Origin of the sequence: Pectobacterium peruviense (assembly GCF_003312355.2) — a bacterium.
Lineage (GTDB): Bacteria > Pseudomonadota > Gammaproteobacteria > Enterobacterales > Enterobacteriaceae > Pectobacterium > Pectobacterium peruviense.
In genome coordinates this window covers 398035-410735 of sequence record NZ_CP161826.1, presented here as the reverse complement: position 1 = coordinate 410735, position 12701 = coordinate 398035, and the positions used below count along the sequence as shown (strand labels likewise).

Sequence of the window (12701 nt, the reverse complement as noted above, 5' to 3'; positions counted from 1 at the left end):
AAAAACAACCCTGCATTGAATAACAGCGGCAACAGAATTGTCCTGGCGAGCTTTTTCCATAGCTAATCGGCATGCTGGGGTTGGTAGTAACACGCAAAAATCGCGCGTTCATTACACAGATTTACAATTTTGGCTAATAATCTATCAACAGACATAAATATGTCATTTCTATCCCGTACTTTTAGCCACGGAGAGCTACGGAGAACGATTTATGTTTAGCTTAGACGCCATTCTGCAAGATCTTGTCCCGCATCGCCATACGCCACCTTGGCAGAAAACGGTTTTGCGTTCTCTGCTATTTGAAAATGAAATGCAGCAATTTGCACGGCGTTACCCACACTTGAAAGGATTGGATCTAGTTGAACAGATTCTTGATTACTTCAATTTCAATTGTGAAATGGTCGAGGGGGATTTAGAAAATATCCCCAGCCAAGGGCCAGTGGTGCTGGTTGCCAACCACCCGATTGGCTCGCTGGACGGCTTAGCGTTATTACGCACCGTCGCCAGCGTCAGGCCCGATGTCCGCATCGTCGCCAGCCAGCTCCTCTCTTATGTCGCCCCGCTCAAAAATCTGTTTTTTTCCGTCGATAACTTCAATAACCGTACCAAACGCCAGCAAATCAGCGCCATCCAGCAACATCTGGAAGGCGACGGCGCGATCATCGTATTCCCAGCCGGAGAGGTTTCACGCGTCAGCCTGCAAGGTATTCGTGATGGTCATTGGCACAACGGATTTATCCGCATGGCCAGCAAAGCACGTGCGCCCGTAGTGCCCATCCATATCGGCGGACGCAATAGTACGCTGTTCTATCTCTCCTCCATGGTTTATCGCCCGCTGTCCACCCTGCTGCTGGTTAGAGAAATGTTCGGCCAGCGCGGACAAACGCTCAAGCTGCGTATCGGTGCCAGAATTCCTTATGCCTCCTGGAGCCAAGGTGAATGGAATGCCAACGATCTGGCGGCTCGCTTCCGGCGTCACGTTTATCGATTGGGACAAGGAAAGCCCGGCTGCTTTGCTGGTGAAAAACCCATTGCGCTAGCCGAAGACCGCGTGCTGCTGAAACGCGCGCTGTCAGCGTGTGAAACGCTGGGCACCACGCCAGATGGCAAAGTGGTCTATCTGTATCGTCGCGGTGAAGAAGATTATGTGCCGCTGTTACGTGAGCTCGGACGCCTGCGCGAAATCGCTTTCCGGGCTGTGGGCGAAGGCTCCGGTCAACGCCGCGATCTAGACAGCTATGATGATGACTACCTGCACCTGATCCTGTGGGACGACCGAGAACTGGAGATTGTGGGTGCCTATCGCTTTGTTTCGACGGCAAACCTGATCGCCGAAAAAGGGAAAAGTGGGCTTTATAGTCACAGTCTGTTCCAGTACGGCGACGAAATGGATCCCATCCTGGCATCAGGCATTGAGCTAGGACGCAGCTTTATTCAACCTAAGTACTGGGGTAAACGCGGGCTGGATTATCTCTGGCTGGGCATTGGTGCCTATCTGGCGCGTTATCCAGGACACCGCTATCTGTTCGGCCCCGTATCGCTTTCCGGCACGTTGCCACCGCATGCACGCGATTTGCTGGTCGCCTTTTATCGCCTGCACTTCACGCCCGATCAGCCGCTGGCAACGTCGCGCCGCCCTTATCCGGCATCGTTGCCTGACGTACTGAAACAGTTTGAAGGAACGGACTACCAGCAGGATCTTACGCGGTTGAAAAGCATGCTCAGCAATATGGGGTGCGCCATCCCGACGCTCTATAAGCAGTATTCGGAGCTGTGTGAACCTGGAGGCGTGCGGTTTATCGACTTCGGCATCGATCCCGATTTCAATAACTGCATCGATGGTCTGGTGCTTGTCGACCTGCAACAGTTGAAAGAATCACGCTATCAGCGCTATATCGCCCCTTTTGTCAGTGATAAAGCCTCTTGATTGATCGGTGTGTTAGCTTGTTCATTAGCTAACGCACCACTCCCCTTCGTGCCAATCGCTTCAGAACCGAGATACACGGAGCGACCACGGGGCGAGGTTTCCCTGCGGGAACCTCATCCCCGTGTTTCTCCTAAAAACAGGCTTAAGTAACCTGTGTTACCACTTCCCTTCGCCTCTCTCATCACCGTCAGACAATGTCGTAAAAATCCGCATTTTGCCTCTCAGATCACACATTTCATACGAAATCCCTCTCTCGGTAATTTACGTGATCAACTGAACGCTTTTTCTGCCAATATTAAAGATATTCTTATCTATAAGTTTTTAAATCCGGGAGTTATCGATGTATCCCGAAAATGTAAAACACAGCAATAAAACCTTGTCATTACTTGCATCGGTTACGATAGCAAGCCCCCTCCGTTATGCCTTCGTAGCATGTCAAAAAATTAAGGATGTTTATGAATATGCTGAACAGAATCAAACTCGGTAACATGTTGGGTATGGGATTTACTCTGGTTATCATCATCAGTTTGCTGGTGGCATTCTTCGGACGACTCCAGTTGGTTGGGCTGGGTAACGACATCAATCGGCTTTCCGGCACCACGTTAGCCAATATGCTACTTATTCAAGAGGTTAAAGCCGGCTTTGATGCCAATGCTCGTCTGATCCGTAACATCGCGATCAGCACCGACCCTGCACAAATCAAGCAGGAAAAGCAGTTCGTCGATGAGCAAATTGCCCGCAATACCGCCAATCTGAAAAAGCTGGGGCAACAGCTGGATACCGAAGCAACCAGCGCGCTGTTGAAGCAGTTTCAAGACACCCGCCCGCCGTACCTTGCCGCCTTTTTGAAAGCCATGGAGCTGGTGCAATCCACCGACCCACAACTGCGTCTGCAGGGTAACACCATTATTCTTAATGAGATGCAACCTGCGCAAAACGCACTGTTCAAAGTGCTGGACGCAATGATGGCCTCGCAACAGCAGGATACCAACGAGATTGTCAGCCACGCACAGCATGGCGCGCAATCTGGCAGCGTCATCATGCTGGTTCTCTCCCTTGCCGCTACAGCGATGGCCGCCGTCGTGGCATGGCTGATTACCCGCACGTTAAAAAACCAACTGGGTGGTGAACCACTTTATGCGACCCACATTGCCCGGCAGGTAGCCGATGGCGATCTGGCTGTCGATATCAACATCAAGCCGGACGACCACAGCAGCCTGCTAGCCACCATGCATCACATGAGTAATAACCTAGGCGATATCGTCGAACAGGTACGGCAGAGCAGCGAAGCTATCGCTTCTGGCTCTAGCCAAATCGAGGCAGGCAGCGAAAATCTCAGCCAACGCACGGAAGAACAAGCCGCCAGCTTGCAGCAAACCGCTGCGTCTATGGAGCAGATGAGTCAGGCAATTCGTCAGAATGCAGATACCGTGCGCAACGCCACCCGTCTCGCCAGCCAAACCAGCGAAACGGCAACGAAAGGCGGCGAGGCGCTCGGAGACATGGTCATTACGATGAAAGAGATCTCCACCAGTTCGCACAAAATCCGAGACATCATTAGCGTCATTGATGGCATCGCTTTCCAGACCAATATTCTGGCGCTGAATGCGGCGGTCGAAGCCGCTCGTGCTGGCGAGCAGGGTCGCGGTTTCGCTGTGGTAGCAGGAGAGGTTCGTTCACTGGCACAGCGCTCCGCCTCCGCAGCCAAAGAGATCGCGGTACTGATCAACACCAGCGTCGAGAAAGTAGAAGCGGGGAATCGTCTGGTCGAAGACACCGGCAGTACGATTGATGAACTGGTCCGTCAGGCACGCAGCGTGGCGGATTTAATCAGCGAAATCGGGACGACCACGCAGGAGCAAGAATCCGGCATTTCGCAAATTCATGATGCAGTGAACCAGCTCGATCAGGTCACCCAGCAGAACGCGACGCTGGTTGAAGAGTCCGCCAATGCGGCAACCAGCTTGCGCGAACAGTCATCCCATCTGGTGACGCTCATGAACCATTTCCACCTGCGCGGCACACCAACAGCACGCCCTACTCCGATGGCGAAGAAAGTGCAACCAACCCGCTTAGCGCTTGCTCCGGTCGGCAACACGCAGGATAACTGGGAAAAATTCTAACGCATTTCCCCTGCTCCCTGATGCCGCAGCATAGGCATCAGGGGCAATCATACGAGTCCTTCATGTTAGAAGGATTTCCCGATGGGAAGCATTATCCCTTCTGAGAAGAATAGTCCCGACGCGGCTGTCCGGTATAAATTTGGCGCGGGCGATAGATGCTGATTTCCTGCTGTTTGTGCATTTCATCCCAATGCGCGACCCAACCAATCGTCCTGCCAACGGTAGAAATGACGGTAAACATCGACGGCGGCAGCCCCATCGCTTTCAGGATGACGGAGGTATAGAAGTCGACGCTCGGGTAGAGTTTATTTTCCAGAAAATACGCATCGGTCATAGCGATATGTTCCAGTTCCATCGCCACCTGTAACAGGCTGTCTTCCGTGCCCAATTCATTCAGCACTTCGTAGCAGGTTTTGCGCAGAATCGCCGCGCGTGGGTCAAAATGCTGATAGACCGAGTTACCGAATCCCATCAGGCGGAATGAATCACAGCGGTCTTTCGCACGCCGAACAAATTCAGGAATGCGGTCAACCGTTTTAATCTCTTCCAGCATGCGCATGCAGGCTTCATTCGCCCCGCCGTGCAGCGGCCCCCACATCGACGCCAGTCCAGCCGCAATGCAGGCAAACGGGTTCGCGCCGGAAGAACCAGACGCTCTGACCGCCATGGTAGACGGGCATTGACCGTGATCGGCATGCAGAATCAGGATGCGGTTCATCGCCCGTTCCAACACCGGATTCACTTCATACTTCTCTGCCGGAATCGAAAACAGCATGTGCAGGAAGTTGCCGGTATAAGAGAGAGAATTGCGGGGATATACGGACGGCTGCTCAATAGAATATTTGTAGCACATCGCAGCCAGCGTCGGCATTTTCGACAGCAGTCGCACCGCCGCCAGCTCGCGGTGTTCCGCGTTATCGATATCCAGGACATCGTGATAGAACGCGGCCAGCGCACCAACGACTGCGCACATCAGCGCCATCGGATGGGAATCGCGACGAAAACCGCTGAACATCCGGGCAATCTGCTCATGAACCAGCGTATGACGGGTAATGTTGTCGGCAAATTTCGCATACGCCTCCGGTGAAGGCGCATCGCCGTGCAGCAGGATGTAACAGACCTCAGTAAAGTCGCACTGCTCGGCAAGCTGTTCAACAGGGAAGCCACGATGCAGCAGCACGCTATTCGCTGCGTCAATATAGGTAATCGCCGACTCACATCCTGCCGTATTGGCAAAACCGGGGTCATAGCTGCACAACCCGTGTTCACCGAGTGGGCGAATATCCACAGCCGCTTTCCCCAGTACGCCGGAACGCATTTCCAGCGCAATACTTGCCTGCCCTTCTGCCGTCAACGTGGACGTTCTGACTGTCATGAACCTTTCTCCTGCCCGAATAATGATGTTGTCCCGTCCGCTCTCACAGGCTTTGGATAGGTAATCCCGTGCTACACGCCCAGATTAAAACGACACTCAATTTATAAAGAAACAAGCCAACGTATTTCATACGCTAAAATCGTAGGTGGGTTGCAAGAATCTGACGGAATATTGATTTAGATAAAGATTGTTGCGCAGAATAGCATCGTTATTGCACTCGCTTTCCAGACAGCGGCGGCTGGCATTTTGCACGCTCAATCCGTATAACTGTCCTCACTGGTTTACTCCACGACTTATTTATTCCACTACTTATTTACTCCACTAACTTGATGACGACTGATATCAGACCTATGAATGATTCATTAAGCCAACTTATCGCCAGCGAATTGCAGGCGCGCACGGAGCAGGTAGACGCCGCAGTCCGCCTGCTGGACGAAGGAAATACCGTCCCTTTTATCGCCCGTTACCGTAAAGAAGTGACCGGCGGGCTGGATGACACCCAACTGCGCCAGCTCGAAACGCGCCTCGGTTACCTGCGTGAGCTGGAAGATCGGCGCCAGACTATTCTGAAATCCATCGACGAGCAGGGGAAGTTAACCGCACAGCTCGCTACCGCCATTAACGGCACGCTGAGCAAAACCGAGCTGGAAGATCTCTACCTGCCGTATAAACCTAAACGCCGCACGCGCGGACAAATCGCGATTGAAGCCGGTCTGGAGCCGTTGGCCGACGGCCTCTGGCAAGACCCAAGCCAGGAGCCGGAGCTGACGGCACAGGCGTATGTCGATGCAGAGAAAGGCGTGGCAGACGTGAAGGCGGCGCTGGACGGTGCACGTTACATCCTGATGGAACGCTTTGCCGAAGACGCAACGCTGCTGGCAAAAGTGCGTCATTATCTGTGGAAAAACGCGCATCTGGTTTCCCGCGTCGTAGAAGGAAAAGAAGAAGAAGGCGCGAAGTTCCGCGACTATTTCGATCATCACGAACCGATTGCTCAGGTGCCTTCACACCGTGCTCTGGCAATGTTTCGTGGGCGTAACGAAGGCGTGCTGCAACTGGCATTGAATGCCGATCCACAGCACGAAGAAGCCCCGCGTGAGAGTTACTGCGAACAGATTATTATCGACCACCTGAATCTGCGGCTAGGCAATGCGGCAGCAGACAGCTGGCGACGTGCCGTCATTAGCTGGACGTGGCGTATCAAAGTGCTGCTGCACCTTGAAACCGAGTTAATGGGCAGCGTGCGTGAAAAGGCCGAAGACGAAGCGATCAACGTCTTTGCCCGTAACATGCATGACCTGCTGATGGCTGCGCCTGCGGGCATGCGCGCCACCATGGGTCTCGATCCGGGTCTGCGTACGGGTGTAAAAGTCGCGGTGGTGGATGCCACCGGCAAGCTGGTCGCGACCGACACCATTTATCCGCATACCGGTCAGGCAGCGAAAGCCGCTCCGATCATCGCCGCACTGTGTCTCAAACATCAGGTCGAGCTGGTGGCGATTGGTAACGGGACTGCCTCGCGTGAAACCGAGCGCTTCTTCCTCGACACACAGAAACAGTTCCCGGATATCAACGCGCAGAAAGTGATCGTCAGTGAAGCAGGTGCATCGGTGTACTCTGCGTCCGAACTGGCTGCGCTGGAATTCCCCGATCTGGATGTGTCCCTGCGCGGTGCGGTATCTATCGCCCGTCGTTTGCAGGATCCGCTGGCGGAACTGGTGAAGATCGATCCGAAATCCATCGGTGTTGGCCAGTATCAGCATGACGTGAGCCAGAGCCAGCTGGCGAAGAAACTGGATGCGGTGGTCGAGGACTGCGTAAACGCCGTCGGCGTTGACCTGAATACCGCGTCCGTGGCGCTGTTAACACGTGTTGCAGGGCTGACGCGCATGATGGCGCAAAATATTGTGACCTGGCGTGATGAGAATGGCCGCTTCCACAACCGCGAACAGCTGCTGAAAGTCAGCCGTCTGGGGCCAAAAGCCTTTGAACAGTGCGCGGGCTTCCTGCGTATCAACCACGGCAATAACCCACTGGATGCCTCTACCGTTCACCCGGAAGCCTATCCGATCGTGGAGCGCATTCTGGCCGCGACCGAACAGGCGTTGCAAGAGTTAATGGGGAATCCAACCGCACTGCGTAACCTGAAACCATCGGACTTTACCGATGAACGTTTCGGCGTGCCGACGGTGACTGACATCATCAAAGAGCTGGAAAAACCGGGCCGCGATCCGCGTCCTGAATTCAAAACAGCTAGCTTCGCTGATGGCGTAGAAACCTTGAAAGATCTGCTACCGGGCATGATTCTGGAAGGTGCGGTCACCAACGTCACCAACTTTGGCGCGTTTGTCGATATCGGTGTCCATCAGGATGGCCTGGTACACATTTCATCACTGGCCGATCATTTCGTCGACGATCCACATAAAGTGGTGAAAGCTGGCGACATCGTGAAAGTGAAAGTGATGGAAGTGGATCTGCAACGTAAGCGCATCGCACTGACCATGCGGCTTGATGAACAGCCGGGCGACACCGCATCACGTCGTGGCGGTGGCAATACACGTGGTGATAGCAATACCTCACAGCGTCAGCCAGCCAAATCACGCCCACGTCCGGCCAGCGCACCAACCTCAGGCAACAGTGCGATGGGCGACGCCCTAGCTGCGGCATTTAAAAAACGTTAATCACCATTCTGTCATTATTTAAAAGATCCCTGACCTTGTGAAAACGAGTTCAGGGATCTTTCCTGCCAAAATATCGCTATTCTGTTTCCCTAATAAAACTCAGTTTCATTTATATTGAAATATTCAATCAATTTACGATTAATTTGTGATCTGTATCTAGGTAAATAAATTACCGTTGCGTTATTATTGTTCTATATAAGAAACCGTGGTTTTACATATAGAACAGCATGAATATATTCCGACAGCTCGAACACAGTAAAGCGCCAGCAGCAGTCCGTTTAGTGATGGTTATTGACTACATTGCCAAACGTGACGAAGCCAGCTTCACTGAAATTTGCACTGATTTGTCTATACCCAAAAGCAGCGTACATCATCTATTGGAAGTGCTAGTGGTAACGCAACTGTTACGCCAGCGCGCTGACGGACGTTATGTTTTGGGACTGAGACTATTTGAGCTGGGCGGTCTGGTAATAAAGAATATTGACCTGCGTAAAGACACCATTAACTTTATGCATGAGCTGGTCAAAGAGACAGAGTTGACCTGCCATCTTGGTATTATGGACGGCGACAACGGTTTCTTCCTGAGTAAAGTGGAATCTCCCAAGGCCATCGTAAAAACATCCTGGGAAGGGAAGAAAATTGTATTTAACCGTATGTCTCTGGGAAAAGTGCTCGTGGCTTGGTTGCCGCAGGAAAGAATTGAATCGTTGATTGCCGATTGCACCTTTGAGTATTTAACACCCCGGACGATTACCAATAAAGAAGATTTCCTGCAACACCTGAAAACCGTCAAGGAACAGGGCTGGGCAATAGACGACGGCGAAGATATAGAAGAAATCTGCTGCATGGCCGCGCCGATTTTTAACCAAAATGGCGACGTCATTGCTGCTATCGGCGTTAACGGTATGCAATCGCAATATGCTAACGGAAAAAAAGAGAAGCATCTGGCAAGCCTGATTAAAACCAGCAAAGCTATCACCGCTCATATCAACAGTCGGAATATTGATATTAGATAATATATTTCACTTAAATAGCCATGGTGAATTTCAATTCATAATTAATTGAAATTCGCATAGCAATAGTCATGAAAATATCAACGTGACGGATACGTCACGGCATAATTACCTGTAATTGCCAACTAGCATTACGGGAAGGCTTTCCATCACCAAAATACAGAAATAACGCATAAACATTACGGTGAAGAAAAACATTAACGATCAACTTTATAATAAGGATGACCATCTTCAACAATTAATGAAATTGGGTAATAACACCTTAGTTATTATTCCCCTCTGTTTATTACTTTATACAAACAATCTCTCTGTCTTTATTGACGGTGGGCTGAACATATTCCTATTTTTACGATGAGAAATTTTATGAAAATCAAACAAGCTATTGATAAAATCCCTGGGGGATTAATGCTGGTTCCGCTCTTTTTGGGCGCGTTCTGTAATACCTTTACGCCGGGGGCTGGGAAATATTTAGGTTCTTTCAGCAACGGTCTTATTACTGGTACTATCCCTATTCTGGCAGTCTGGTTTTTCTGCATGGGTGCATCCATAGAGCTTAAAGCAACAGGAACGATGCTGAAAAAATCAGGTGTTCTGGTGGTGACAAAGCTCGCTACGGCCTGGGTTGTTGCGTTGTTCGCGGGCACATTCTTACCGGGAGACGGCATCCAAAACGGTTTGCTGGCTGGGATCTCCGTTCTTGCGCTGGTCGCAGCAATGGACATGACTAACGGTGGTTTGTACGCTGCATTGATGAACCAATACGGTTCGAAAGAAGAAGCCGGTGCCTTCGTGCTGATGTCTCTGGAATCGGGTCCGTTGATGACAATGGTCATTCTGGGTGCCAGCGGTATCGCCACCTTTGAACCGCAGTTATTTGTCGGTGCCGTACTGCCATTCCTGATTGGTTTTACGCTGGGCAACCTGGACCCGGACTTGAGAAAGCTGTTCGGCAATTCAGTACAAACGCTGATCCCTTTCTTCGCCTTTGCGTTGGGCAACACCATTAACTTATCGGTGATCCTCCAAACGGGCTTCGCAGGTATCTTCCTCGGCGTATTGGTGATTATTGTTACCGGTATTCCATTGATTATCGCGGATAAATTTATCGGCGGCGGTAATGGAACCGCAGGCGTGGCCGCATCCAGCAGCGCAGGTGCCGCTGTCGCCACTCCCCTTCTGATCGCGAATATGGCTCCAGAGTTCGCGCCAGTCGCTCAACAGGCGACAGCGTTAGTCGCCACCAGCGTCATTGTGACGTCAGTATTGGTGCCCATCATTACGGCATTATGGGCAAAACGCTTTTCACCTAAACACGCATAGAAGGTAACAGAATGGACGTACGACAGAGTGTACACAGTGAACATGCGAAAACGCTTGATACTACCGAGCTGAGAAAGAAATTTCTCATTGAGAAAATCTTCACGCCAAACCACTACACCATGACTTACAGCCACATCGACCGAATTGTTGTGGGTGGAATCATGCCAGTAGATGGCGAGATAACGTTTGATGACGGCATCGGTAAACAATTTGGCGTGAACTATTTTCTTGAGCGGCGCGAACTGGGGCTGATCAATATCGGCGGCCCGGCAAAAGTCGTTATCGACGGCACAAGCTACCAGGTTGGCAACGAGGAAGCGCTCTATGTCGGCAAAGGAGCCAAGGCCTTAGCATTTAGTAGCCTGGACAAGGCTAAACCAGCAAAATTGTATTACAACAGCGCACCGGCTCATGCCGTTTACCCGACACGCATCATCACACAAGATGACGCCATCAAAGCACCGTTGGGAGACGTCACGACCTGCAACAAACGGACGATTTGCAAATATCTGGTACCGGAAGTGGTGGAAACCTGCCAGTTGAGTATGGGATTGACGCGTCTGGCAGAAGGCAGCAACTGGAATTCAATGCCGACGCATACTCATGAACGCAGAATGGAAGTTTACTTCTATTTTGACATGGCGGAAGACACCATTATTTTCCATATGATGGGCGAACCACATGAAACGCGTCATCTGGTGATGCATAACGAACAGGCAGTGATTTCCCCAAGCTGGTCGATTCACACTGGCGTCGGCACAAAAAACTACGCCTTTATTTGGGGCATGATCGGCGAAAATCTGACGTTTGACGATATGGACCATATCGCGATGCGGGATTTACGCTAATCCCCTCTGGCGCTACACGCCAAGAGAGTAAGATGTAGCAGGGTGAATCCCGTTCACCCTGCTTATTTGTGTTACGCCAGCAATCTAGTGATGTCGTTCTACCGGCACGGAGTCGTCCTGTCGTTTAGCAGCACCGCTCATTCCACGTCGATGCCGCAGCCTTCACCATTGCGGTGCAATACAGCCGCCAGCGCCCCACGCCGTGCACCAAACCAAAGACTATCCGCAATTAATTAGCTGACTAACAGATGAGTTAACATTGGTACAGAAGTTGCTTTTGTTCTTGTATTCCCATACCAAAAAACAAGGACCTGCAAATGCAACTCTCATTTATCACCCGCACTATCACTGCCGCTTGCCTGATGCTGTCATCTCATGCACTGCTGGCCGATGACGTCAAACCTGGCGTCACTATCTACGCGACTGGCGGCACTATTGCCGGAAAGGCAGAATCCAATACGGCGACGACAGGTTATAAAGCGGGCGCTATCGGCATCCAGGAATTATTGAACGCGGTACCGGCTATTGGCGATGTCGCTACGGTGACAGGCGAGCAGATCGCCAATACCGCCAGCGGAAATATCGATCAAGCGATCCTGTTAAAGCTATCCAAAGCGATTAACAAACAGCTAAGCGATTCAAATACGCACGGCGTCGTCATTACTCACGGCACCGACACGTTGGAAGAGACCGCGTTCTTCTTGGATCTGACGGTAAAAAGCGAGAAACCGGTGGTTGTCGTCGGCGCAATGCGTCCCGCCACTGCCATCAGCGCGGATGGTCCTATGAACCTGCTGGAAGCCGTCACGCTGGCAACCAGCAGGAACGCGGAAAAACGCGGCGCGCTGGTGTTGCTGAACGATCGCATCGGCTCCGCATTCTACACCACCAAAACCAATGCCACGGCGCTGGACACGTTCAAAGCCAATGAACAAGGCTATCTGGGCGCATTCTACGGCGGCGTTCCGCGCTTCTTTTACCAGCCTGCTGCCCCTGAGAACAAACCATTCTTTGACGTAAGCAATAAAGAAACGCTGGCGAAGGTCGACATTCTCTACGGCTATCAGGATCAAGACAGTGGTCTGCTGAATGCCGCCATTGAACAGGGCGCAAAAGGCATCATTATCGCGGGTAGCGGCAACGGCGCGACGCCTACACGAATCAAAGAAGACATCAAGAAAGCGGTAGCGAAAGGCATTCCGGTAGTGATCAGTACGCGTACCGGCAGCGGCTATGTAACCGATAAGAAGAAAGACGGGGCAATCGGCAGCGGATTCTACAACCCGCAAAAAGCACGCATTCTGCTTTCGCTGGCGTTATCTAACGGCGACGACATCGAAAAAATCCGCACCTATTTCGAGCAGTAAGAGCAGAGTAAACCGTAATAATGGGGGTATCCCGCAGCGCCAATCTG

Annotated in this window: 8 protein-coding genes; 7 read left to right on the top strand and 1 reads right to left on the bottom strand. The window is 51.6% G+C overall.

Features of this window, described 5'->3' with window-relative positions; translation table 11 throughout:
* The first annotated feature begins 211 nt into the window (after positions 1–211).
* Both DUT67_RS01835 and DUT67_RS01830 read left to right on the top strand, forming a co-directional pair.
* A complete protein-coding gene (locus tag DUT67_RS01835) occupies positions 212–1927 on the top strand; it encodes a lysophospholipid acyltransferase family protein (RefSeq protein ID WP_113626963.1) in 1716 nt (571 codons plus the stop codon).
* A gap of 455 nt (positions 1928–2382) precedes the next feature.
* On the top strand, positions 2383–4050 hold the full coding sequence (locus DUT67_RS01830) for a methyl-accepting chemotaxis protein (protein ID WP_113632658.1): 1668 nt from the start codon (positions 2383–2385) through the stop codon (positions 4048–4050).
* Positions 4051–4141: 91 nt separating this feature from the next.
* Here DUT67_RS01830 and DUT67_RS01825 read toward each other — a convergent pair whose 3' ends face one another.
* Positions 4142–5425, bottom strand: coding sequence for a citrate synthase (locus DUT67_RS01825; protein WP_113632659.1), 1284 nt, complete (start codon positions 5423–5425; stop codon positions 4142–4144).
* 350 nt (positions 5426–5775) lie between these two features.
* Between DUT67_RS01825 and DUT67_RS01820 the strand changes: the two genes are divergently transcribed.
* The 5 genes from DUT67_RS01820 (at position 5776) to DUT67_RS01800 (ending at position 12654) form a co-directional block, all read left to right on the top strand.
* Entirely contained in the window at positions 5776–8106 is a 2331-nt protein-coding gene (locus tag DUT67_RS01820; RefSeq protein ID WP_113626961.1) for a Tex family protein, read from the top strand.
* Positions 8107–8333: 227 nt separating this feature from the next.
* Positions 8334–9122, top strand: a complete 789-nt coding sequence (locus DUT67_RS01815; protein WP_113626960.1) for an IclR family transcriptional regulator — start codon at positions 8334–8336, stop codon at positions 9120–9122.
* Positions 9123–9482: 360 nt separating this feature from the next.
* Positions 9483–10439, top strand: a complete 957-nt coding sequence (gene kdgT / locus DUT67_RS01810; protein ID WP_048262811.1) for a 2-keto-3-deoxygluconate transporter — start codon at positions 9483–9485, stop codon at positions 10437–10439.
* Positions 10440–10450: 11 nt separating this feature from the next.
* On the top strand, positions 10451–11287 hold the full coding sequence (kduI, locus tag DUT67_RS01805; protein ID WP_113632660.1) for a 5-dehydro-4-deoxy-D-glucuronate isomerase: 837 nt from the start codon (positions 10451–10453) through the stop codon (positions 11285–11287).
* 317 nt (positions 11288–11604) lie between these two features.
* Positions 11605–12654: an asparaginase gene (locus DUT67_RS01800; protein ID WP_113626959.1), complete on the top strand. Its 1050-nt coding sequence runs from the start codon at positions 11605–11607 to the stop codon at positions 12652–12654.
* Positions 12655–12701 lie beyond the last annotated feature (47 nt).

What these genes read in the sequence shown, in the direction of transcription:
- DUT67_RS01835 (WP_113626963.1), top strand. Translation starts at nt 212, where the DNA reads ATGTTTAGCTTAGACGCCATTCTGCAAGATCTTGTCCCGCATCGCCAT.
- DUT67_RS01830 (WP_113632658.1), top strand. Translation starts at nt 2,383, where the DNA reads ATGAATATGCTGAACAGAATCAAACTCGGTAACATGTTGGGTATGGGA.
- DUT67_RS01825 (WP_113632659.1), bottom strand. Translation starts at nt 5,425, where the DNA reads ATGACAGTCAGAACGTCCACGTTGACGGCAGAAGGGCAGGCAAGTATT.
- DUT67_RS01820 (WP_113626961.1), top strand. Translation starts at nt 5,776, where the DNA reads ATGAATGATTCATTAAGCCAACTTATCGCCAGCGAATTGCAGGCGCGC.
- DUT67_RS01815 (WP_113626960.1), top strand. Translation starts at nt 8,334, where the DNA reads ATGAATATATTCCGACAGCTCGAACACAGTAAAGCGCCAGCAGCAGTC.
- kdgT (WP_048262811.1), top strand. Translation starts at nt 9,483, where the DNA reads ATGAAAATCAAACAAGCTATTGATAAAATCCCTGGGGGATTAATGCTG.
- kduI (WP_113632660.1), top strand. Translation starts at nt 10,451, where the DNA reads ATGGACGTACGACAGAGTGTACACAGTGAACATGCGAAAACGCTTGAT.
- DUT67_RS01800 (WP_113626959.1), top strand. Translation starts at nt 11,605, where the DNA reads ATGCAACTCTCATTTATCACCCGCACTATCACTGCCGCTTGCCTGATG.